The following is a 21,575-nucleotide window of genomic DNA, read 5'->3' as shown; positions in this document are numbered from 1 at the left end:
TGAGCCTGCTCGCGATAGCGGTGGATCAGTCACATAAATGCTGCATGGACGGACGCAATCGCGAGCAGGCTCACTCCTACATGGGGTTGTGTATGGGCAGAGGGCTAAGCAGCCTGCTGAAACTGCTGCCGATACTGGTTCGGCGACAGTTCAGTGTGCTGACGGAACAGCCGCGCAAAGAAGCTCGCGTCGTCGTAACCGACTTCATAACTGATGGTTTTGATGCTCTTGCGGCTCCCGGACAACAAACCCTTGGCGGTCTCGATACGCAGCCGTTGCAAGTAATGCAGTGGCTTGTCACCGGTGGCCGTCTGGAAGCGTCGCATGAAATTGCGGATGCTCATGCCATGCTCGCGGGCCACGTCTTCGAAGCGGAACTTGTCGGCGAAATGCTCTTCGAGCCAATGCTGAATCTGCAGGATGATTACGTCCTGATGCAGTTTCTGCCCGCCAAAACCGATGCGTCCCGGCGCATAGCTGCGCTGCACCTCATAGAGAATGTCGCGGGCCACGGCTTGCGCGACGTTGGCCCCGCAAAAGCGCTCGATCAAGTAAATGTAGAGATCGCAGGCTGAGGTGGTGCCGCCGGCGCAGTACAGGTTGTCGGCGTCGGTCAGGTGCTTGTCCTGATTGAGGTAGACCTTGGGAAACCGCTCGGCGAAGGCATTGAAGAAGCGCCAGTAGGTGGTCGCTTCCTTGCCGTTGAGCAGACCGGCCTCGGCCAGCCAGAACACCCCGGTGGCTTCGCCGCACAATACGGCGCCGCGCGAGTGTTGTTCGCGCAGCCATGGCAGGACTTGTGGATAACGGCTGCACAGCGTATCGAAATCGTCCCAGAACGCCGGGAGGATAATGACATCGGCGTTTTCCAGGCCACCGTCGACCGGCATCACGACGTCACTGAAGCTGTTCACCGGTTTGCCGTCGGGGCTGACCAGGCGTGTTTCAAACGCCGGTGTCAGGCCGTGGCCCAGTTGTTTGCCATAACGCAGGCTGGCCAGATGGAAGAAATCCTTGGCTTGCATGAGAGTGGAAGCGAAAACCCGGTCGATTGCCAGGATGCTGACGCGCCGCAAGGGCGTGGAGACTTGCTTGGACATAATTCAACTTTTGTTTTGTTTTTATAAGGGAAAGTGGTCACCAGACGGCTGGATCGTCTTATTTTTTGTCGGATGTGTCCAGTGTCCTGTGTCAGAGGGGAGGCTTAGTCTCTGAAGGTCATCTCCCTCCAACAACAAAGAAAGGTGCCGCATGATCCCCAGAACCTTGTTTAGCTCCGAGCACGAATTGTTTCGCGACAGCGTACGAACCTTCCTCGAAAAAGAGGCGGTGCCGTTCCATGCGCAATGGGAGAAACAAGGTTATATCGACCGCAAACTCTGGAACAAGGCAGGGGAGGCGGGGATGCTCTGCTCGCACCTGCCGGAAGAGTATGGCGGGCTGGGAGCGGACTTTCTTTACAGCGCGGTGGTGATCGAGGAGGTCGGTCGACTGGGCCTGACCGGCATCGGTTTCTCGCTGCATTCGGACATTGTCGCGCCGTACATCCTGCATTACGGCAGCGAGGCGCTGAAGCACAAATACCTGCCGAAACTGGTTTCGGGCGAGATGGTCACTGCTATCGCGATGACCGAGCCGGGGGCGGGTTCCGATCTGCAAGGTGTGAAGACCACCGCTGTGCTTGACGGTGATGAATATGTAATCAACGGTTCGAAAACCTTTATCACCAACGGCTTTCTGGCGGACTTGGTGATCGTAGTCGCGAAGACCGATCCGAAGGCCGGCGCCAAGGGCACCAGCCTGTTTCTGGTGGAGGCGAATACGCCGGGCTTCGACAAGGGCAAGCGCCTGGAGAAGGTCGGCATGAAGGCGCAGGACACCTCGGAATTGTTCTTTCAGGATGTGCGCGTGCCGAAGGAAAACCTGCTGGGGCAGGCTGGGGCAGGGTTTGCTTATCTGATGCAGGAGTTGCCGCAAGAGCGTCTGACGGTAGCGATTGGTGGCCTGGCTTCAGCTGAAGCGGCGTTGCAATGGACGCTTGATTACACCCGTGATCGCAAGGCCTTTGGCAAGGCGATTGCCGACTTCCAGAACACCCGCTTCAAGCTGGCGGAGATGGCGACTGAAATCCAGATCGGTCGAGTGTTCGTCGATAAATGTCTGGAGCTGCATCTGCAAGGCAAGCTGGATGTGCCGACAGCGGCGATGGCCAAATACTGGGGCACCGATCTGCAATGCAAGGTACTCGACGAATGCGTGCAGTTGCATGGCGGCTACGGTTTCATGTGGGAATACCCGGTAGCCCGGGCGTGGGCGGATGCGCGGGTGCAACGGATTTATGCCGGCACCAATGAAATCATGAAGGAGATCATTGCGCGTTCGCTTTGATGATCGTTCCCACGCTCTGCGTGGGAATGCCGCCGGGGACGCTCCGCGTTCCGCTTTGGTGATGATCTGATCGGCCTCTTCGCGAGCAGGCTCGCTCCCCAAGGATCACGCTGTACCTGTGGGAGCGAGCCTGCTCGTTCAATCAAGGCGCAGGATTCGGATGATCCTTGTGAATCGCTTCGATCCCTGCCAGCACTTCGTCGGAAAGCTTCAGATCAAAACTGGCAATGTTGCTGTCCAGTTGCTCAAGCGTCGTCGCACCAATGATGTTGCTGGTGACGAACGGTTGCTGCGTGACAAACGCCAGCGCCATCTGCGCAGGATCCAGACCGTGTTCACGGGCCAGCGCCACATAGCGGCTGCACGCTGCTTCCGACTGCGCGTTGAAATAGCGGCTGAAGCGACTGTAGAGGCTCAGACGACCTTTCGGCGGCCGGGCGCCACCTTCGTACTTGCCTGACAGAAAACCAAACGCCAGCGGCGAATAGGCCAGCAGACCGCATTGCTCGCGAATGGCGATTTCTGCCAGACCGACTTCAAAGCTGCGGTTGAGCAGGTTGTACGGGTTTTGGATCGACACCGCACGCGGCCAGCCACGGGCCTCAGCCAATGCCAGAAAACGCATGGTGCCCCACGGCGTTTCGTTGGACAGGCCGATGTGGCGGATCTTGCCGGCCTTCACCTGTTCGTCGAGCGCTTCGAGGGTGTCTTCGAGCGGCGTCAGGTTGGCTTCGATCTTGTGTTTGTAGCCCAGTTGTCCGAAAAAGTTGGTGCTGCGTTCCGGCCAGTGCAATTGGTACAGGTCGATGTAATCGGTCTGCAGGCGCTCGAGGCTGGCGTCCACCGCTGCGGTGATGTGCTGGCGGTTGTGGCGCAGGTTTTTGTCGCGGATGTAGTCAATGGTGTTGCCCGGGCCGGCGATCTTGCTGGCGAGAATCCAGTCGGCGCGATCACCGCGACTTTTGAAGTAATTGCCGATGTAGCGCTCGGTGGTGGCGTAGGTTTCGGCTTTCGGCGGCACCGGATACATCTCGGCGGTGTCGATGAAATTGATCCCGGCTTCCTTGGCCCTTTCGATCTGCGCGAAGGCTTCAGCTTCAGTGTTTTGCTCGCCCCAGGTCATGGTGCCGAGGCAGATTGCACTCACGTTCAGGTCGGTCCGGCCTAGCTGGCGATAGTCCATCGGGTGCTCCTTGGGCAAAACAATCATAAAAGCAGGTTGAAATATTTTTCGCAATCTGCATAATTGCCGACCTCTTTCTGCAGTGGAAGTGATGCGCCGCCGCCGAAGAATCTTGCCGTTGAACGGACGCGCCGACCCGAGCCCCCGAAAGCGTCTGTATCCGGCTGCCTTTGACTTGTCAAAGTACGCACTATTCAGTAAGATCCGCCGTCTAATTTACAGGGCGGCCCCTGAGGCTATAAAGAATGAAAACTTTTACTGCTAAACCGGAAACAGTAAAGCGCGACTGGTTTGTCGTCGACGCTGCTGGTCAGACCCTGGGTCGTCTGGCCACCGAAATCGCGAGCCGTCTGCGTGGCAAGCACAAGCCTGAGTACACTCCTCACGTTGACACCGGCGACTACATCGTCGTAATTAACGCTGAGCAGATTCGTGTTACCGGTGCTAAAACCACTGACAAAATGTACTACTCCCACTCCGGTTTCCCGGGCGGCATCAAGTCGATCAACTTTGAAAAGCTGATCGCTAAAGCCCCTGAGCGCGTGATCGAGACCGCGGTTAAAGGCATGCTGCCTAAAAACCCACTGGGTCGCGACATGTACCGTAAGCTGAAAGTCTATGCGGGCGCTGCACACCCACATACTGCTCAGCAGCCCCAAGAACTGAAGTTTTAACGGAATAGTACATTATGTCGGCGACTCAAAATTACGGCACTGGCCGTCGCAAGACCGCAACCGCACGCGTTTTCCTGCGTCCGGGTACTGGTAACATCTCCATCAACAACCGTTCGCTGGATAACTTCTTCGGCCGCGAAACTGCCCGCATGGTAGTTCGTCAGCCGCTGGAGCTGACCGAGACTGTCGAGAAGTTCGACATCTACGTCACCGTGATCGGTGGTGGTGTAAGTGGTCAAGCTGGCGCAATCCGCCACGGCATCACTCGCGCTCTGATGGACTACGACGAAACCCTGCGTGGCGCTCTGCGCAAAGCTGGCTTCGTTACTCGCGACGCCCGTGAAGTTGAACGTAAGAAAGTTGGTCTGCGTAAAGCGCGTAAGCGTCCGCAGTACTCGAAGCGTTAATTCCGCTTCCGCGTTCAAAAAGAACGCCCGCCTCCTCACGGAAGCGGGCGTTTTTTTATGCCTGTGATTTATCAAAGAATTGCGCTGCGACAACTTGCCACTTCCGTAGACCCCCTATACTGCAAGGCTTGAGGGTAAGAGCTCCGGGTAATTCCCTTGTCAGAATTGGGGCTTTTCATTACCATTCGGCAAAATTTTTATAAGTAACATTGATTTATTTAGTAGATGCCTGATTTAACAGGCCACAAAAGCTGATGGGAGAGGACTGAATGAGCAATGACGGCGTGAATGCAGGCCGGCGTCGCTTCTTGGTAGCAGCCACATCCGTGGTGGGTGCTGCAGGAGCGGTGGGGGCTGCGGTCCCGTTCGTGGGGTCATGGTTTCCCAGTGCCAAGGCGAAAGCCGCCGGTGCACCGGTGAAAGTGAATGTCAGCAAAATCGAGCCAGGACAGCAGATGATTGCTGAGTGGCGCGGCCAGCCGGTGTTCATTGTCCGCCGTACCGAGGAAATCCTGGGGAATCTCAAGAAGATCGAGGGCCAGCTCTCCGATCCAACCTCCAAAAACTCCACGCAACCCACCTATGTCGACCCTGAAGTGCGCTCGATCAAGCCGGAAATTCTGCTGCTGATCGGGATCTGCACACACCTGGGTTGCTCACCAACCTTCCGTCCCGAAGTGGCACCTGCGGATCTCGGTAAAGACTGGGTCGGTGGCTATTTCTGCCCTTGCCATGGTTCCCACTACGATCTGGCTGGCCGCGTCTACAAGTCGCAACCTGCGCCTTTGAACCTGCCAGTTCCCCCGCATTCCTATGAGACCGATGACCTGATTGTCATTGGCGTCGATACGGAGAAAGCGTGATGAGCAAGTTCATGGATTGGGTTGATGCGCGCTTTCCCGCGACCAAAATGTGGGAAGACCATCTCAGCAAGTATTACGCTCCAAAAAACTTCAACTTCTTCTATTTCTTCGGCTCCCTGGCGCTGCTGGTGCTGGTGAATCAGATCGTTACCGGTGTCTGGCTGACGATGAGTTACACGCCGTCGGCAGAAGAAGCCTTCGCTTCCGTTGAATACATCATGCGCGACGTCGAGTACGGCTCGATCCTGCGTCTGCTGCACTCGACCGGCGCTTCGGCGTTTTTCATCGTGGTTTATCTGCACATGTTCCGTGGCCTGCTCTACGGTTCGTACCAGAAACCGCGCGAGCTGGTCTGGGTCTTCGGCATGCTGATTTACCTGGCGCTGATGGCCGAAGCCTTCATGGGTTATCTGCTGCCTTGGGGTCAGATGTCCTACTGGGGTGCCCAGGTGATCATCTCGCTGTTCGGTGCGATTCCGGTGATCGGAAACGACCTGACGCAGTGGATTCGTGGTGACTACCTGATCTCCGGGATCACCCTGAACCGCTTCTTCGCCTTGCATGTGGTGGCTCTGCCAATCGTGATTCTCGGTCTGGTCGTGCTGCACATTCTGGCCTTGCACGAAGTCGGTTCGAACAACCCTGACGGCGTCGACATCAAGAAGCACAAAGACGAAAACGGCATCCCGCTGGACGGCATTGCCTTCCACCCGTACTACACCGTGAAAGACATAGTCGGTGTCGTGGTGTTCCTGTTTATCTTCTGTTTTATTGTGTTCTTCTTCCCGGAAATGGGCGGCTACTTCCTCGAAAAACCAAACTTCGAGCAGGCTAACCCGTTCAAGACACCAGAGCACATTGCCCCGGTCTGGTACTTCACGCCGTTCTACGCAATCTTGCGGGCGATCCCCGACAAACTCATGGGTGTGATTGCCATGGGCGCGGCGATTGCGGTGCTGTTCGTGCTGCCATGGCTGGACCGCAGTCCGGTCAAATCGATGCGCTATAAGGGCTGGATGAGCAAAATCTGGCTCCTGGTGTTCTGCATTTCGTTCGTGATTCTGGGCATTCTCGGTGTTCTTGCGCCGACGCCGGAGCGAACCTTGCTGTCGCAGGTCTGCACCTTCCTGTACTTCGCCTACTTCATTCTGATGCCGTTCTACACCAGGCTCGAGAAGACCAAACCGGTTCCGGAAAGGGTGACTGGCTGATGAAAAAGTTATTTTTCGCTCTGATTTTTGCTGCTTTGCCTGTCCTGTCTTTCGCTGCTGAGCACGGAGGTCCTGAGCTGGAGAAAGTCGACATCGACGTTTCCGACAAGGCCGCCCTGCAGGATGGCGCACGTACTTTTGCCAACTATTGCATGGGTTGCCACAGTGCCAAGTTCCAGCGTTACGAGCGGGTTGCCGATGATCTGGGCATTCCTCACGAAATGATGCTGGAGAAGCTGGTGTTCACCGGCGCCAAGATCGGCGATCACATGAACATCGGCATGCAGCCGGCGGACGCCAAGACCTGGTTCGGCGCGGCACCACCGGATCTGACCCTGGTGGCGCGCGTGCGTGGTACGGACTGGCTTTACGGTTACCTGCGCTCGTTCTACGAAGATCCGGCACGTCCTTGGGGTGTAAACAACAAGGTCTTCCCGAACGTCGGCATGCCTAACGTGCTGGTCGGCCTGCAAGGTCGCCAGGTCGTGGGCTGCAAACAGGTGCAGATCGTCGAAGACGGCAAGAAGCAATATGATCCGTTGACCGGCACGCCTCTGACGCATGAAGCGTGCGATCAGCTGACCATCGTGCCGAAATCCGGTGCTCTGAACGAAGAGCAGTTCGATGAGAAGGTCAAGAATCTGGTAACCTTCCTGGCTTACTCGGCTAACCCGGTTAAGCTGCAACATCAGCGCATCGGTACTTATGTCTTGCTGTACCTGGCGTTCTTCTTTGTGTTCGCCTACCTGCTCAAGCGTGAATACTGGAAAGACGTGCACTGATACGCTTCAAGCATTGCTGTTAATCGCGCGCGCCCAAGGGCGCCTCCAATAACGCAACGTCTGGTTCGCCAAGCGTTGCGGGAGGCGCCCTCTGGGCGCGCGCGTTTTTCCGGTTCCGACAAATTCAACAAGCGAGGAGGATCGCCATGGGCGTGACCAATCGGTTGGCCTGTTACTCCGACCCCGCCGACCACTATTCCCACCGAGTGCGCATTGTGCTTGCAGAGAAGGGTGTCAGCGCCGAGATCATTTATGTGGAAGCTGGTCGCCAGCCGCCTAAACTGATTGAGGTAAACCCTTACGGCAGTCTGCCGACGCTGGTCGATCGTGACCTGGCGTTGTGGGAGTCGACCGTGGTGATGGAATATCTGGATGAGCGTTACCCGCACCCGCCGTTGATGCCGGTTTACCCGGTGGCGCGTGCCAACAGCCGCCTGCTGATTCATCGTATTCAGCGCGACTGGTGTGGTCTGGTGGATCTGATTCTGGATCCCAAGTCCAAGGAGGCCGCGCGTGTCGTGGCGCGCAAGGAATTGCGTGAAAGCCTGACGGGCGTGTCGCCGCTGTTTGCCGACAAGCCGTTTTTCCTCAGTGAGGAACAAAGTCTGGTGGATTGCTGCCTATTGCCAATACTCTGGCGTTTGCCGATTCTGGGTATTGAACTGCCGCGGCCAGCCAAGCCGCTGCTTGATTATATGGAGCGCTCGTTTGCGCGTGAGGCTTTCCAGGCGAGTCTGTCTGGTGTCGAACGCGATATGCGCTAAGGCTTAAGGAGCCGCTATGAACTCCAGTCGACCTTATCTGGTCCGCGCGCTCTACGAGTGGATTGTTGATAACGATTGCACCCCGCACATGCTGGTCAATTCCGAATACCCGGCGGTGCAGGTGCCGCAGGGTTTCGCCAGTGACGGGCAGATTGTCCTGAACATCTCGCCAAGTGCCGTGCGTCATTTGCACATGGACAACGACGTGGTGACCTTCGAAGGTCGCTTCGGTGGTGTCCCGCACAGCTTGTACGTGCCGATCAGCGCGATCCTGGGGATCTACGCCCGGGAGAACGGTCAGGGCATGGTGTTCGATCTCGAGTCGCCGATGGATGACGAAGAAGAGATCGAGTCGGATGACGACTTGCCACCACCGGACAGCGAGCCGCCGCGCCCTAGCGGCCGGCCTAGTTTGAAAGTGGTGAAGTAATAAAAAGGCGATCCGGATGGATCGCCTTTTTCATGCGCATCTCAAAACTTCACATACATCTCAAATCTGCATACACATCTCAAAACTGTAGGAGCTGCCGAAGGCTGCGATCTTTTGATCCTGATCTTTAAAGCAAGATCAAAAGATCGCAGCCTTCGGCAGCTCCTACACAGAGGTGTATCAGTCGATGTATTCGAAGAGTTTGACGATTTTCTGTACGCCGGAAACACCCTGAACCAGATTGGTCGCTTGGGTGGCTTCCTGTTTGGTCAGCAGGCCCAGCAGATAGACGATACCGTTCTCGGTCACGACCTTGATGCGCGAGCCAGGGATGCTGGCGTCGGTGAGCATCTGGGTCTTGATCTTGGAGGTCAGCCAGGTGTCGTTCTGGCGAGCCAGGAAGCCGGACGGCGGTATGACCTGCAGTTCGTTGTGAACGGTTTTTACCCGCTGCACGGCGGCGGCTGCCTGCTCAGCCTTGGCTTTCAAGTCTGCGCGAGGGGTTTGACCGGCCAGCAAGACAACACCGTTGAAACTGGTGACGACGATGTGCGAATCGTTGTCCAGGGCCGGGTCGGCCTTGGCCACGTTCACACCGACTTTGGTTTCGATCAACGAGTCGTCGATCTTGCTACCGAAGGTGCGCGTGCCACGGTCGTCGTCGATCGGTGCTTCACGGCTGGCGTTCACCACCGAGGTGCAGCCGCTGATGCCGAGGCACAGGGTCAAGGCCAGAAGGCCAAGGCGATTAGGGGTCATTCTTCACTCCCGAACAGTTGGCTGTCGATCAGATCGCAAAGGCAATGGATCGCCAGCAAGTGGACTTCTTGAATACGTGCGGTGACATTGGCCGGTACGCGAATCTCGACGTCTTCGGGCAGCAGCAGCGACGCCATGCCGCCGCCATCGCGTCCGGTCATAGCTACGACAATCATTTCGCGATCATGTGCGGCCTGGATCGCTTGAATAATGTTCGCCGAGTTGCCGCTGGTCGAAATAGCCAGCAGGACATCGCCTGGCTGACCGAGCGCGCGGATCTGTTTGGAGAACACTTCGTTGTAGCTGTAGTCATTGGCGATCGAAGTGATCGTCGAGGTATCGGTGGTCAGGGCGATAGCTGGCAGGCTCGGACGCTCGCGCTCGAAGCGGTTGAGCAACTCGGAGGAGAAGTGCTGGGCATCGCCGGCTGAGCCGCCATTGCCGCATGAAAGCATTTTGCCTTCGTTGAGCAGGGCGTTGACCATGATCTGGCTGGCTTGCTCGATGTGCGGTGCAAGTACGTCCATCGCCTGTTGCTTGGTGTCGATACTGGCCTGGAAAAGCTGGCGAATTCGGGATTGCATGTCCATCTGTGTGACCTTAAGTAGCGCGGCTGTCCGGCACATGAATGTGCAGCCCGCAAAGCAAAGAGCAAAATTTGTCGGTGGGATTGTCCGGGTCGCAACGCCTGCGATCAACTGTCGAAAGCATTCTGCAACCAGTTCAGCTGATCCGGATGGCTGTCGATAGCCACCACGTCGAAGCGGCAAGGGGAATTGGCCCAACGCGACTCGCGCTGAAGAAAATACTGTGCAGCGAAAATCAGTTTCTGCTGCTTGCGCCCATCGATGCTAGCGAGCGCGCCACCCCATTGAGTGTTTTTTCTGTAGCGAACTTCAACGAATACTACTGTATCGCCATCAAGCATGACCAGATCAAGCTCGCCGCGTTTGCATAACCAGTTCTGCGCCAGCAGGCGCAGACCGTGTTGTTGCAGATGCTCGAGCGCCTGGCGCTCGGCATCCTTACCGCTTTGCGAGCGTGACCTGTCGGGCATCAGCGCGGGGTGTCCGGCAGGCGCTGCACCTGGCCGCTGACGAACTGTGCCCAAGGCAATTGACGAACGACGCGTTGGGTCTGGGTCATGCCGAGGCTGCCCGACTCACCGTCGATGCGGCTGTCCGGCAGCGCTTTGAGTTGCCCCAGGCGCGGAGCCAAGCGATAGGCATCGACACCCATCGCGTACAGGCGGCCGAGGCTGCCGGCGGCTTGCGGCCACTGCGCAACCACTTGCTGACGCAATGGGTCACTGCTGTCCAGCAGCCATGGGGTTTCGCAGAAGCGAATGCCGTTCATGTCGTTGTACTGGTTGACGTCGCCACTGGCGCTGTAAACGTGCGAGGTCGCGTAAACCGGAACGTCTCCGGCGTACTGGAAATTCAGGGTCGGCTTGATCTGCTGCGCCTGTTGTGGCGTGGCAGCAAGGAAGATGAACTCGATGTCCTGACGACGCGACGGCTGCGCGGCGACGTTAGTGCCGGCGGCATTTTGCAGGCTCTTGGCGCGGGCTTCGCTCTGACGCAGCTGGAACATGTCAGCGATCTGCTGAGCCAGTTGCACCGGCTGATCAACGCGTTCGGTGGCTACGATGCTGCCGCCGTTAGCCTGCCAGTCCTGGCTGAACGCACGCAGTACGCGGTCGCCCCATTCGCCTTTCGGCACCATGATCGCGGCGCGGTGCAGGCCATCGGCACGGGCGCGGCGCGAGACTTCGCGGGCTTCGTCTTCAGCGGCCAGACCAAACTGGAACAGCTGCGCCGGGCCTTGATCACCTTCGCTGTAGTTCAGGGCGAGGGTGGTGATCGGCAGTTGCGGACGGGTGCTCAGCTGTTTGACCAGTGGTTTTTCCAGCGGGCCGACAACCAATTGCACGCCATCAGCCTGAGCCTTGCGGTAGAACTCGTCCATCGAGGTCAGCTTCGAGCTGTCGTAGAACTCGATCGCTGGCGGCTTTTGCCCGGCCTGTTGAGCCTGGTAGTGCGCGGCCATGAAGCCTTCACGCAGTGCCTTGCCGACGGCGGCCAATTGACCGTCCTGCGGCAGCAGCAGGGCGATTTTGCTCAGCGGCTGGCTGGCCAGTTCCTTGAGTTTGGTCAGCGGCAGCGGCAGGTTGATTGCGGCCGGGTGTTTTGGATTCTGCGCGCGCCAGGTGTCGATCGCGGCTTGCTGCTGTTCCAGGGTGCCCGCGGATTTCACCGCCATGGCCAGGCCCATCCAGCCGCCGAGATCGTCGGTGCTGTTCGGTTGCAGTTGGTCGGTCGGCAGCGAACCAATCAGGGTCCAGATCGCTTCGTGGTTCTTGCTCGCGGCTTCGCCTTGCAGCATCGGAGCGATAAACACGCGCTCGCGGGCGGCGGCGAGTGTCTGGCCATCGGCTTCAAGGGCGCGGGCATGCACGGTGCCGGTGCGTACTTGCTGCTCTTCAGGCATCTCACCCAAATGTTGCAGGCTTGGATGGCTCAGGGCCGTCAGCGCAGCTTTCGGCTGATTGCGGGTCATGGCCAGCTCAGCATTCAGCGTGCTGGCGAAAATCTGCTGGCCTGGCTTCAGTTGCTCCATCGGCACTTGTTGCAGGATCTGCGCAGACTGGCCGGCGTTACCCTGACGGTAAGCCAGATCCGCAGCACTCAGGCGCAGCAGGGCGGCTTTTTCCGGGGTTTTCGCCTGGCTAGCCTGTTCGAGCAGTTGCTCGATGCTGGCATCCGGGGTCCGTGGAAGTTCGCCAAGGCTGGAGGAAGGGGAGCTGGCGCAAGCCGCCAACAGGGCAGCGAGGCAGAGGGCAGTGAACAGCCGCAGGCAAGCGATCATGTAAGTGTTCCTGATACTCGATCAAATTAGCGTCGAATTGTACCCAAGCACTGGCCGGGGCGCGATGTTACTGGCGTGAATCGGACGATTTAGCTGGAGTAAATGTTGCGGCGGCGCACAACTGCGCGCAAAACCATGGTGGGTCGAGGCGCGTCGCAAGCCTCGTGTCGCGCTACAATGGCCGCTTTTACCGATCACGAGGTGTGCGCTTTGACTGCTCCAGGTTCCCTGAATTCCGCTGCTGGCTCGCTTTATGTGGTGGCGACGCCCATCGGCAACCTGGACGACATCAGCGCCCGGGCATTGAAGATCCTCCGTGAAGTCGCCTTGATCGCCGCCGAGGACACCCGTCACTCGGCGCGCCTCATGCAGCACTTCGGGATCGGCACGCCGCTGGCTGCGTGTCACGAACACAATGAACGAGATGAAGGTAGCCGCTTTATTACCCGCTTGCTGGCCGGTGATAACGTCGCGCTGATTTCCGATGCCGGGACACCGCTGATTTCCGATCCGGGTTATCACTTGGTGCGTCAGGCTCGCGCAGCCGGAATCAATGTGGTGCCGGTACCGGGTGCTTGTGCGCTTATCGCCGCGTTGTCGGCGGCGGGGCTGCCATCCGATCGTTTTATCTTTGAAGGTTTTCTGCCGGCCAAGTCGGTCGGGCGCAAGGCGCGACTGGAAGCCGTTAAAGAAGAGCCGCGCACGCTGATCTTTTACGAAGCTCCGCACCGCATTCTTGAATGTCTGCAGGATATGGAAGCAGTGTTTGGTGGAGAGCGTCAGGCATTGCTCGCTCGTGAAATCACCAAAACCTTTGAAACGCTTAAAGGTCTGCCATTGGCTGAGTTGCGTGCATTCGTCGAATCCGACAGCAATCAGCAACGCGGCGAATGCGTGGTGCTGGTCGCCGGCTGGACCGCGCCGGAGTCTGAAGACGCAGTGAGTAGCGAAGCGATGCGCATCCTCGATCTGCTCCTCGAAGAAATGCCGCTCAAGCGTGCCGCCGCGCTGGCAGCGCAGATCACCGGTGAACGTAAAAACGTCCTGTATCAGGTCGCGCTGGATAAACAGAAAGGCGTGTAAGCCGTCGCCCATAGCGGTCTTGAGGCTTTTAGCGCTTGTTCTTCGGGCGCTCTGCCGTTAACCTTCGCGGCGGAGAGTCGATCGGACAGTCGCTGCCCTCTATGAAAATTAGGGGGGGGAGGAAAGTCCGGGCTCCATAGGGCGAAGTGCCAGGTAATGCCTGGGAGGCGTGAGCCTACGGAAAGTGCCACAGAAAATAACCGCCTAAGCGCTTCGGCGCCGGTAAGGGTGAAAAGGTGCGGTAAGAGCGCACCGCACGTCTGGCAACAGTTCGTGGCTAGGTAAACCCCACTTGGAGCAAGACCAAATAGGGTCCCAAGGCGTGGCCCGCGCTGGGACCGGGTAGGTTGCTAAAGATGTCCAGTGATGGCCATCGTAGACGAATGACTGTTCAAGACAGAACCCGGCTTACAGATCGACTCTCCACCTTTTTCTTTCCCTGCTTGAATCAATGGCAACAGGGCTGTGTAATATCAGCAGGCCTGGGCTGAAAGTTCGGCAGCGGCAAACGCAGTAATAGCCATTTCCCACCTTGCTTCAATCAACAGCAGAAGCGCTTTTGTAATACCGAAAAAATCTTACTCTTAACAAATTACTTTAACTTTCGAGCGCAGCTATCAGTGCTGCATCAGGTTATGGGTCAAAAGTCTGCGCCAGATTGTCGTTACTCCTCCTTTTATGCTCCTAAATCTCCGTTCTGTAAGGGTTTTCCTTTAATCCGCGCCTTGACGGTGTGGTGGGCGCATTCCTATAGTGTGCGCAAGTGGCGGAAAGTGGCATGAAGTGGGTTTTTTGAGCTCAAAACGATAAAAATTGGAGAAACGCAGACGTGTTTCGCGGAGCTAACGCTATCAGTCTCGACGCAAAGGGCCGTCTCGCTATGCCGAGCCGGTACCGTGACGAGCTCGATTCGCGCAGTTCCGGCCAATTGATCGTGACCATTGATGCCGTTGATCCGTGTCTGTGTGTCTATCCGCTCGACGAGTGGGAAATTATTGAAACCAAGTTGCGCGCACTCCCTTCGCTTCGCGAAGAGAACCGTCGCTTGCAGCGTTTATTGATTGGCAACGCCGTCGACCTCGAGCTCGATGGCAGTGGTCGTTTTCTGGTTCCACCGCGTCTGCGCGAATACGCCAAGTTGGATAAGCGCGCGATGCTGGTAGGCCAACTGAACAAGTTCCAATTGTGGGACGAGGATGCATGGAACGCGGTATCTGCCGCTGACCTTGCTGCCATTCAACAACCGGGCGCGATGCCTGATGAACTGCGTGATTTGATCCTGTGACTATTGATAGCGGCTTTAACCACATCACCGTACTGCTTGACGAAGCCGTCGAGGCTCTCGCCGTACGTCCTGATGGCTGCTATCTGGACGGCACGTTCGGGCGCGGCGGCCACAGCCGGCTGATCCTCAGCCAGCTCGGCACGGACGGTCGGCTCATCGGATTCGACAAAGATCCACAAGCGATTGCCACCGGGCAAACGCTAGCGGCCGAAGACGGCCGCTTTGTCGTTGTGCAGCGCAGCTTTGCCGAGCTCGGTTCAGTGGTTGCCGAACAGGGTCTGAGCGGCAAGGTCAGCGGTATTCTGCTCGACCTCGGCGTGTCTTCGCCGCAGCTCGACGACGCCGAGCGCGGCTTCAGTTTCCTCAACGACGGCCCGCTCGACATGCGCATGGACCCATCCCGTGGCATCAGCGCTGCCGAGTTTGTCAACACCGCGCCGGCTGAGGAAATCGCCCGGGTGTTCAAGGAATACGGCGAAGAGCGATTCTCCGGTCGCATGGCTCGCGCGGTCGCCGAACGTCGCGATATCAAGCCGTTCGAGCGCACCGCCGATCTGGCTGAAGTGTTGAAAGTCGCCAACCCGGCGTGGGAAAAGGGCAAGAACCCGGCCACCCGTGCATTCCAGGGTTTGCGCATTCACGTCAACAACGAACTGGGTGATCTGGAAGCCGGCCTCGAAGCCGCACTGGACGCTCTGGAAGTTGGCGGCCGTCTGGTCGTGATCAGCTTCCACTCGCTGGAAGACCGCATCGTCAAACTGTTCATGCGCAAGCTGGTGAAAGGCGAAGCCGACAACCTGCCGCGCAACCTGCCGGTTCGCCATGTCGCGTTCGAACCGAAAATCAAAGTCCATGGCAAAGCGCAGACGGCCTCCGACGCCGAACTCAAAGCCAACCCACGTTCCCGTAGCGCCGTCATGCGCGTCGCGGAGAAATTGCGGTGAGCAAGCTTTTCGCCAAGCCACTGCCCGGCGGCAGCTTTCTGATGCTGCTGCTGTTTATCGGCGTGCTCGTGTCGGCCATCGCCGTGTCGTACAGCGCGCACTGGAACCGGCAGTTGCTCAACACCCTTTACAACGAACTCAGCGTGCGCGACAAGGCGCAGGCCGAGTGGGGTCGTCTGATTCTTGAACAGAGCACCTGGACCGCGCACAGCCGCATCGAAGTGCTGGCCACCGAACAATTGAAAATGCACATCCCCGGCGCGGCTGACGTGAAGATGGTGGCGCCATGATGAAACTCGAAGGCGCACTGTTCCCATGGCGCTTCCGCCTGATGGTGGCGCTGCTTGGCATCATGGTCGCGGCGATCTGCTGGCGCATCATCGACCTGCAAGTGGTTGACCGTGACTTCCTCAAAGGTCAGGGCGATGCGCGCAGCCTGCGTCACATTCCGATTCCGGCTCACCGTGGTCTGATCACCGACCGTAACGGCGAGCCTTTGGCCGTGAGTACCCCGGTGACCACGCTGTGGGCCAACGCCAAGGAAATGCAAACGGCGAAAGAGAAGTGGCCGGCACTCGCCGCCGCGCTGGGTCAGGACCCGAAAGCCCTGACCGAACGCCTCGAAGCCCAAGCCAACAAAGAATTCATTTATCTGGTGCGCGGGCTGACCCCCGAGCAAGGCCAGGCTGTGCTCGACCTGAAAGTGCCGGGCGTTTATGGCATCGAAGAATTCCGCCGGTTCTATCCGGCCGGTGAAGTCACCGCACACATGGTCGGGTTTACCGACATCGACGACCACGGTCGCGAAGGTGTCGAACTGGCTTATGACGAATGGCTCGCCGGGGTGCCGGGCAAACGACAGGTCATCAAGGATCGGCGCGGACGGCTGATCAAGGATGTCCAGGTCACCAAAAACGCCAAGGCCGGCAAGCCCTTGGCGTTGTCCATTGACCTGCGCCTGCAATATCTGGCCAACCGCGAGCTGCGTAACGCGATCATCGAGAACGGCGCCAAGGCCGGCAGTCTGGTGATCATGGACGTCAAGACCGGCGAGATTCTGGCCATGGTCAACCAGCCGACCTACAACCCGAACAACCGCCGCAACCTGCAACCGGCGATGATGCGTAACCGCGCGATGATCGACGTGTTCGAACCGGGTTCGACCATGAAAGCCATCTCGATGGCTGCCGCAATCGAAACCGGCCGCTGGAAACCGAGCGACACCGTCGAGGTGTATCCGGGCTCCCTGCAGATCGGCAAATACACCATCAAGGACGTCTCCAAGAGCGAAGGTCCGGTGCTCGACCTGACCGGCATCCTGATCAATTCCAGTAACGTCGGCATGAGTAAGGTCGCGTTCGATATCGGCGGCGAAACGATTTTCCGCCTCGCGCAGAAAGTAGGCCTAGGCCAGGACACCGGCCTTGGCTTCCCGGGCGAACGTGTCGGCAACCTGCCGAACTACCGCGATTGGCGCAAGGCTGAAACCGCAACCTTGTCTTACGGCTACGGTATTTCCGTGACCGCGATTCAACTCGTCCACGCGTTCTCGGCGCTGGCCAACAACGGTCGTCTCGCGCCGCTGACCCTGATCAAAACCGACAAGCCACCGCAGACCACGCAGGTGCTGCCGGAAGCCGTCGCGAAAACCCTGCAAGGCATGCTTACCCAGGTGATCGAAGCGCCGCGCGGCGTGTTCCGTGCGCAGGTGCCGGCGTATCACGTGGCGGGCAAGTCGGGTACTGCGCGTAAGACCTCGGTGGGCACCAAGGGCTATGCGGAAAACTCTTACCGCTCGCTGTTCGCCGGTTTCGGTCCGATGAGCGATCCGCGTTACGCCATCGTTGTCGTGATTGATGAACCGTCCAAGGCCGGTTACTTCGGTGGTCTGGTTTCCGCGCCGGTGTTCAGCCGTGTGATGTCCGGCACCCTGCGTCTGATGAACGTTACGCCGGACAATCTGCCGACGACGCAACAAGCCAACGCTACCCCGGTCGTTCCGCTGAAAGCCAATGGAGGGCGCGGCTGATGTCATTAAGTCTGAACAAGATATTCCCCCACGCCGGCCACGATCTGTTGATCCGTGAATTGGCGCTGGACAGCCGCAACGTACGCGCGGGCGATTTGTTCCTCGCCGTGCCCGGCGGCAAATTCGATGGCCGTGCGCACATCGCCGATGCCTTGCAACGCGGCGCGGCGGCTGTAGCGTATGAAGTTGAAGGTGCCACCGTGCTGCCGATCACCGACGTGCCGCTGATTCCGGTCAAAGGCCTGGCGGCGCAGCTGTCGGACATCGCCGGGCGTTTTTACGGTGAGCCAAGTCATCACCTGAACTTGATCGGCGTGACCGGCACCAACGGCAAAACCAGCGTGACCCAATTGGTTGCGCAGGCGCTGGATCTGCTCGGTCAGCATTGCGGCATCGTTGGGACCTTGGGTTCCGGCTTCTATGGCGCACTGCAAAGCGGTCTGCACACCACGCCGAATCCGATCGCCGTGCAAGCAACGTTGGGCGACCTGAAAAAGGCCGGCGCCAAAGCCGTGGCCATGGAAGTCTCGTCCCACGGTCTGGATCAGGGCCGCGTCACTGCGCTGGCGTTCGACGTCGCGGTGATGACCAACCTGTCCCGCGACCACCTGGACTATCACGGCACCATGCAGGCGTACGCCGAGGCCAAGGCCAAGCTGTTCGCCTGGAATGATCTGAAGTGCCGCGTGGTCAACCTCGACGACGATTTCGGCCGGCAACTGGCCGCTGAAAAACGCGAATCGCGCCTGATCACCTACAGCCTGCTCGACAGCAGCGCCTATCTATATTGCCGCGAAGCGCAGTTCGATGACCACGGCGTGCGCGCCACACTGGTGACGCCGCAGGGCGAACATCATCTGCGCAGCACGTTGCTCGGCCGGTTCAACCTGAGCAACGTACTGGCTGCGGTCGGTGCCTTGCTCGGTCTGGATTACGCGCTCGACGAAATTCTCAAAGTACTGCCGAAGCTCGAAGGCCCGGCCGGGCGCATGCAGCGTCTGGGTGGCGGTACGCAGCCTTTGGTGGTGGTCGATTACGCCCACACCCCGGATGCGCTGGAAAAAGTCCTCACTGCATTGCGCCCGCACGTCAAAGGTCAACTGCTGTGTCTGTTCGGCTGCGGCGGTGACCGTGATCGCGGCAAGCGTCCGTTGATGGCTGAAGTGGTCGAGCGTCTGGCCGATCAGGTGCTGGTCACCGACGACAACCCGCGTACTGAAGATCCAGCAGTGATTTTCGATGACATCCGCGCCGGTTTCACGGCTGTGGATAAAGTCACCTTTGTCGCCGGCCGTGGTCAGGCGATTGCGCAACTGATTGCCGGCGCTTCGGCCGATGACGTGATTGTTCTGGCCGGTAAAGGTCACGAGGACTATCAGGAAATCAACGGCGAGCGCCACGCTTTCTCCGATCTGGTCGAGGCTGATCACGCCCTGACGGCGTGGGAGGTGGCCCATGCTTAAGGCCTTGAAACTCAGCGAACTGACCAACGCACTCGATGCACGTTTGATCGCTGCTGATGCCAGTTTCGACGGCGTCAGCATCGACAGCCGTGCGATCCAGCCAGGCCAACTGTTTATTGCGTTGACCGGCCCGCGATTCGACGGTCATGACTATTTGAACGATGTCGCTGGCAAAGGCGCCGTTGCTGCGCTGGTCGAGCGTGAAGTCGCCGACAGCACCTTGCCGCAACTGCTGGTCAAAGACACCCGTCAGGCCCTCGGCCAGTTGGGCGCGCTGAACCGTGCCGCGTTCACTCAGCCAGTCGCAGCGATCACCGGTTCCAGCGGCAAGACCACGGTCAAGGAAATGCTCGCGAGCATCCTGCGCACCCGCGGTCCGGTACTGGCGACCCGTGGCAATCTGAACAACGACCTCGGCGCGCCGCTGACCCTGCTCGAACTGGCCCCGGAACACACTTCGGCCGTCATTGAACTGGGCGCCTCGCGTCTGGGCGAAATCGCTTACACCGTTGGCCTGACCAAGCCGCACGTGGCGATCCTCAACAATGCCGGCACCGCGCATGTTGGTGAGTTCGGCGGGCCGGAAAAAATCGTCGAAGCCAAAGGCGAAATCATCGACGGGCTGGCGGCCGATGGCGTCGCCGTGCTCAACCTCGATGACAAGGCTTTCGGTATCTGGAAGACCCGTGCGGGCGCGCGCAAAGTGCTGACTTTTGCCTTGAGCAACACGCACGCGGACTTTTACGCCAGCGATCTGAGCACCGATGCCCGTGGTTGCCCGGCCTTCAATCTGCACACACCTGAAGGTGTCGAGCGCGTTCAACTGAACCTGCTCGGCACGCATAACGTCGCCAACTCCATGGCCGCCGCCGCTGCCGCTCACGCCCTGGGCGTGTCGCTGTTCGGCATCGCCACCGGGCTTGGCGCCGTGCAACCGGTCAAGGGTCGCACCGTCGCGCAACTGGCGAAAAACGGTATGCGCGTGATCGATGACACTTACAACGCAAACCCCACCTCGATGTGCGCGGCCGTTGATATACTCGCCGGCTTTTCCGGCCGCACCGTCCTGGTGCTCGGAGATATCGGCGAGTTGGGCGATTGGGCGGAGCAGGGGCACCGCGACGTGGGCGAGTACGCCCGGGGCAAGGTTTCCGCGCTTTATGCCGTCGGGCCAAACATGGTTCACGCCGTAAACGCTTTCGGTGAACAGGCGCATCACTTCGGCACGCAAGCCGAACTGATTCAGGCCCTCGACGCCGAGCAGGACACAAACACCACCATTTTGATCAAGGGTTCGCGCAGTGCAGCGATGGAAAACATCGTTGCGGCTCTGTGCGGGTCCAGTCTGGAGAAACATTAATGCTGCTGCTGCTAGCGGAGTATCTGCAACAGTTCTACAAAGGCTTCGCGGTCTTTCAGTACCTGACCCTGCGCGGGATTCTCGGTGTGCTGACCGCGCTGGTTTTGTCGCTGTGCTATGGCCCGTGGATGATCCGCACTTTGCAGAACCGTCAGATCGGTCAGTCCGTTCGTAATGATGGCCCGCAATCGCACCTGTCCAAGTCGGGTACACCGACCATGGGCGGCGCACTGATTCTGTCTTCGATCGGCGTCAGCACTCTGCTTTGGGCTGACCTGAGCAACCGCTACGTCTGGACTGTTTTGTTGGTGACTCTGTTGTTCGGCGCCATCGGCTGGGTCGACGATTACCGCAAAGTCATCGAGAAGAACTCGCGTGGTCTGCCGAGCCGCTGGAAGTATTTCTGGCAGTCGGTGTTTGGCCTCGGCGCGGCGATCTTCCTTTATATGACTGCGTCCACCCCGGTGGAAACCACGCTGATTCTGCCGATGCTCAAGGACTACAGCATTCCGCTGGGCCTCGGTTTCATCGTGCTGACCTACTTTGTGATCGTCGGCTCGAGCAACGCGGTCAACCTGACTGACGGCCTCGATGGCCTGGCAATCATGCCGACCGTGATGGTCGGTGGTGGCCTCGGCATCTTCTGCTACCTGTCGGGTAACGTGAAATTCGCTGAATACCTGTTGATCCCTTACGTGCCGGGCGCGGGCGAACTGATCGTGTTCTGCGGCGCGCTGATCGGTGCCGGTCTCGGCTTCCTGTGGTTCAACACCTATCCGGCGCAAGTGTTCATGGGCGACGTCGGTGCCCTGGCACTCGGCGCGGCGCTGGGCACCATCGCGGTGATCGTCCGTCAGGAAATCGTCCTGTTCATCATGGGCGGCGTGTTCGTGATGGAAACCCTGTCAGTCGTCATTCAGGTTGCGTCCTTTAAGCTGACCGGTCGCCGTGTGTTCCGCATGGCACCGATCCACCACCATTTTGAACTCAAGGGCTGGCCCGAGCCGCGCGTGATCGTCCGTTTCTGGATCATCACCGTGATTCTCGTGCTGATCGGCCTTGCCACCCTGAAGCTGAGGTAG

General features: G+C 58.7%; 22 protein-coding genes and 1 other RNA gene. 17 read left to right on the top strand and 6 right to left on the bottom strand.

Annotation, left to right across the window (positions count from 1 at the left end; translation table 11 throughout):
• Positions 1-104: 104 nt before the first annotated feature.
• Positions 105-1,001 carry a GlxA family transcriptional regulator gene (locus PMI23_RS02420; RefSeq protein ID WP_171057287.1) on the bottom strand — a complete coding sequence of 299 codons (897 nt, stop codon included), beginning with the start codon at positions 999-1,001 and terminating at the stop codon, positions 105-107.
• 250 nt (positions 1,002-1,251) lie between these two features.
• Here PMI23_RS02420 and PMI23_RS02415 point away from each other — a divergent pair, with 250 nt between their 5' ends.
• Positions 1,252-2,388: an acyl-CoA dehydrogenase family protein gene (locus PMI23_RS02415; protein WP_007917034.1), complete on the top strand. Its 1,137-nt coding sequence runs from the start codon at positions 1,252-1,254 to the stop codon at positions 2,386-2,388.
• 142 nt (positions 2,389-2,530) lie between these two features.
• On the opposite strand, the gene PMI23_RS02410 is transcribed toward PMI23_RS02415, so the two are convergent.
• Entirely contained in the window at positions 2,531-3,571 is a 1,041-nt protein-coding gene (locus PMI23_RS02410; RefSeq protein WP_007917033.1) for an NADP(H)-dependent aldo-keto reductase, read from the bottom strand.
• Positions 3,572-3,816: 245 nt separating this feature from the next.
• On the opposite strand from PMI23_RS02410, the gene rplM reads away from it, so the two are divergent.
• From rplM to PMI23_RS02375, 7 genes are all read left to right on the top strand, one after another.
• Positions 3,817-4,245, top strand: coding sequence for a 50S ribosomal protein L13 (gene rplM, locus PMI23_RS02405; protein ID WP_007917032.1), 429 nt, complete (start codon positions 3,817-3,819; stop codon positions 4,243-4,245).
• A 14-nt stretch (positions 4,246-4,259) separates the two neighbouring features.
• On the top strand, positions 4,260-4,652 hold the full coding sequence (gene rpsI / locus PMI23_RS02400) for a 30S ribosomal protein S9 (protein ID WP_003205364.1): 393 nt from the start codon (positions 4,260-4,262) through the stop codon (positions 4,650-4,652).
• Positions 4,653-4,921: 269 nt separating this feature from the next.
• A complete protein-coding gene (petA, locus tag PMI23_RS02395) occupies positions 4,922-5,515 on the top strand; it encodes a ubiquinol-cytochrome c reductase iron-sulfur subunit (protein ID WP_007917031.1) in 594 nt (197 codons plus the stop codon).
• Positions 5,515-6,726, top strand: a complete 1,212-nt coding sequence (locus PMI23_RS02390) for a cytochrome b (protein ID WP_007917029.1) — start codon at positions 5,515-5,517, stop codon at positions 6,724-6,726. Before petA ends, PMI23_RS02390 begins: the two co-directional genes overlap by 1 nt.
• Positions 6,726-7,508 carry a cytochrome c1 gene (locus tag PMI23_RS02385; protein WP_007917027.1) on the top strand — a complete coding sequence of 261 codons (783 nt, stop codon included), beginning with the start codon at positions 6,726-6,728 and terminating at the stop codon, positions 7,506-7,508. Before PMI23_RS02390 ends, PMI23_RS02385 begins: the two co-directional genes overlap by 1 nt.
• A 146-nt stretch (positions 7,509-7,654) precedes the next feature.
• On the top strand, positions 7,655-8,272 hold the full coding sequence (locus PMI23_RS02380) for a glutathione S-transferase N-terminal domain-containing protein (protein WP_007917025.1): 618 nt from the start codon (positions 7,655-7,657) through the stop codon (positions 8,270-8,272).
• A 16-nt stretch (positions 8,273-8,288) separates the two neighbouring features.
• Complete coding sequence (locus PMI23_RS02375) at positions 8,289-8,702, top strand: ClpXP protease specificity-enhancing factor (RefSeq protein WP_007917024.1); 414 nt, start codon at positions 8,289-8,291, stop codon at positions 8,700-8,702.
• A 180-nt stretch (positions 8,703-8,882) separates the two neighbouring features.
• On the opposite strand, the gene PMI23_RS02370 is transcribed toward PMI23_RS02375, so the two are convergent.
• The 4 genes from PMI23_RS02370 to PMI23_RS02355 form a co-directional block, all read right to left on the bottom strand.
• Positions 8,883-9,461, bottom strand: coding sequence for a BON domain-containing protein (locus PMI23_RS02370; RefSeq protein WP_007917023.1), 579 nt, complete (start codon positions 9,459-9,461; stop codon positions 8,883-8,885).
• Positions 9,458-10,051 (bottom strand): phosphoheptose isomerase, encoded by a 594-nt coding sequence (locus tag PMI23_RS02365; protein WP_007917022.1) that lies wholly within the window; start codon positions 10,049-10,051, stop codon positions 9,458-9,460. Before PMI23_RS02365 ends, PMI23_RS02370 begins: the two co-directional genes overlap by 4 nt.
• Positions 10,052-10,155: 104 nt before the next feature.
• A complete protein-coding gene (locus tag PMI23_RS02360; RefSeq protein ID WP_007917019.1) occupies positions 10,156-10,518 on the bottom strand; it encodes a YraN family protein in 363 nt (120 codons plus the stop codon).
• Complete coding sequence (locus tag PMI23_RS02355; protein ID WP_007917016.1) at positions 10,518-12,329, bottom strand: penicillin-binding protein activator; 1,812 nt, start codon at positions 12,327-12,329, stop codon at positions 10,518-10,520. Before PMI23_RS02355 ends, PMI23_RS02360 begins: the two co-directional genes overlap by 1 nt.
• A gap of 177 nt (positions 12,330-12,506) precedes the next feature.
• On the opposite strand from PMI23_RS02355, the gene rsmI reads away from it, so the two are divergent.
• The 9 genes from rsmI to mraY all read left to right on the top strand — a co-directional run bounded on the left by rsmI (position 12,507) and on the right by mraY (position 21,575).
• Positions 12,507-13,412, top strand: a complete 906-nt coding sequence (gene rsmI / locus PMI23_RS02350) for a 16S rRNA (cytidine(1402)-2'-O)-methyltransferase (protein ID WP_034156477.1) — start codon at positions 12,507-12,509, stop codon at positions 13,410-13,412.
• Between the two features lie 73 nt (positions 13,413-13,485).
• Positions 13,486-13,839, top strand: an RNA gene (rnpB, locus tag PMI23_RS29065) — RNase P RNA component class A.
• Positions 13,840-14,241: 402 nt separating this feature from the next.
• Complete coding sequence (gene mraZ, locus PMI23_RS02345; RefSeq protein ID WP_007917012.1) at positions 14,242-14,697, top strand: division/cell wall cluster transcriptional repressor MraZ; 456 nt, start codon at positions 14,242-14,244, stop codon at positions 14,695-14,697.
• A complete protein-coding gene (gene rsmH / locus PMI23_RS02340) occupies positions 14,694-15,641 on the top strand; it encodes a 16S rRNA (cytosine(1402)-N(4))-methyltransferase RsmH (protein ID WP_007917010.1) in 948 nt (315 codons plus the stop codon). The genes mraZ and rsmH overlap by 4 nt, the downstream gene beginning before the upstream one ends.
• Entirely contained in the window at positions 15,638-15,931 is a 294-nt protein-coding gene (ftsL, locus tag PMI23_RS02335; RefSeq protein WP_007917008.1) for a cell division protein FtsL, read from the top strand. The genes rsmH and ftsL overlap by 4 nt, the downstream gene beginning before the upstream one ends.
• A complete protein-coding gene (locus tag PMI23_RS02330; RefSeq protein WP_174245137.1) occupies positions 15,931-17,670 on the top strand; it encodes a peptidoglycan D,D-transpeptidase FtsI family protein in 1,740 nt (579 codons plus the stop codon). Before ftsL ends, PMI23_RS02330 begins: the two co-directional genes overlap by 1 nt.
• On the top strand, positions 17,670-19,133 hold the full coding sequence (locus PMI23_RS02325; protein WP_007917005.1) for a UDP-N-acetylmuramoyl-L-alanyl-D-glutamate--2,6-diaminopimelate ligase: 1,464 nt from the start codon (positions 17,670-17,672) through the stop codon (positions 19,131-19,133). Before PMI23_RS02330 ends, PMI23_RS02325 begins: the two co-directional genes overlap by 1 nt.
• Positions 19,126-20,493, top strand: coding sequence for a UDP-N-acetylmuramoyl-tripeptide--D-alanyl-D-alanine ligase (locus PMI23_RS02320; RefSeq protein ID WP_007917002.1), 1,368 nt, complete (start codon positions 19,126-19,128; stop codon positions 20,491-20,493). Before PMI23_RS02325 ends, PMI23_RS02320 begins: the two co-directional genes overlap by 8 nt.
• Positions 20,493-21,575: a phospho-N-acetylmuramoyl-pentapeptide-transferase gene (mraY, locus tag PMI23_RS02315; RefSeq protein WP_007917000.1), complete on the top strand. Its 1,083-nt coding sequence runs from the start codon at positions 20,493-20,495 to the stop codon at positions 21,573-21,575. Before PMI23_RS02320 ends, mraY begins: the two co-directional genes overlap by 1 nt.

The organism is Pseudomonas sp. GM24 (genome assembly GCF_000282235.1).
Taxonomy (GTDB): domain Bacteria; phylum Pseudomonadota; class Gammaproteobacteria; order Pseudomonadales; family Pseudomonadaceae; genus Aquipseudomonas.
The sequence above is the reverse complement of the archived record's forward strand: the minus strand, read 5'-3'. Positions and strand labels throughout refer to the sequence as shown.

Coding starts and splice junctions, on each gene's coding strand:
- PMI23_RS02415 (WP_007917034.1), top strand. CDS start 1,252: ATGATCCCCAGAACCTTGTTTAGCTCCGAGCACGAATTGTTTCGCGAC.
- PMI23_RS02410 (WP_007917033.1), bottom strand. CDS start 3,571: ATGGACTATCGCCAGCTAGGCCGGACCGACCTGAACGTGAGTGCAATC.
- rplM (WP_007917032.1), top strand. CDS start 3,817: ATGAAAACTTTTACTGCTAAACCGGAAACAGTAAAGCGCGACTGGTTT.
- rpsI (WP_003205364.1), top strand. CDS start 4,260: ATGTCGGCGACTCAAAATTACGGCACTGGCCGTCGCAAGACCGCAACC.
- petA (WP_007917031.1), top strand. CDS start 4,922: ATGAGCAATGACGGCGTGAATGCAGGCCGGCGTCGCTTCTTGGTAGCA.
- PMI23_RS02390 (WP_007917029.1), top strand. CDS start 5,515: ATGAGCAAGTTCATGGATTGGGTTGATGCGCGCTTTCCCGCGACCAAA.
- PMI23_RS02385 (WP_007917027.1), top strand. CDS start 6,726: ATGAAAAAGTTATTTTTCGCTCTGATTTTTGCTGCTTTGCCTGTCCTG.
- PMI23_RS02380 (WP_007917025.1), top strand. CDS start 7,655: ATGGGCGTGACCAATCGGTTGGCCTGTTACTCCGACCCCGCCGACCAC.
- PMI23_RS02375 (WP_007917024.1), top strand. CDS start 8,289: ATGAACTCCAGTCGACCTTATCTGGTCCGCGCGCTCTACGAGTGGATT.
- PMI23_RS02370 (WP_007917023.1), bottom strand. CDS start 9,461: ATGACCCCTAATCGCCTTGGCCTTCTGGCCTTGACCCTGTGCCTCGGC.
- PMI23_RS02365 (WP_007917022.1), bottom strand. CDS start 10,051: ATGGACATGCAATCCCGAATTCGCCAGCTTTTCCAGGCCAGTATCGAC.
- PMI23_RS02360 (WP_007917019.1), bottom strand. CDS start 10,518: ATGCCCGACAGGTCACGCTCGCAAAGCGGTAAGGATGCCGAGCGCCAG.
- PMI23_RS02355 (WP_007917016.1), bottom strand. CDS start 12,329: ATGATCGCTTGCCTGCGGCTGTTCACTGCCCTCTGCCTCGCTGCCCTG.
- rsmI (WP_034156477.1), top strand. CDS start 12,507: ATGGCCGCTTTTACCGATCACGAGGTGTGCGCTTTGACTGCTCCAGGT.
- PMI23_RS02330 (WP_174245137.1), top strand. CDS start 15,931: ATGAAACTCGAAGGCGCACTGTTCCCATGGCGCTTCCGCCTGATGGTG.
- PMI23_RS02325 (WP_007917005.1), top strand. CDS start 17,670: ATGTCATTAAGTCTGAACAAGATATTCCCCCACGCCGGCCACGATCTG.
- PMI23_RS02320 (WP_007917002.1), top strand. CDS start 19,126: ATGCTTAAGGCCTTGAAACTCAGCGAACTGACCAACGCACTCGATGCA.
- mraY (WP_007917000.1), top strand. CDS start 20,493: ATGCTGCTGCTGCTAGCGGAGTATCTGCAACAGTTCTACAAAGGCTTC.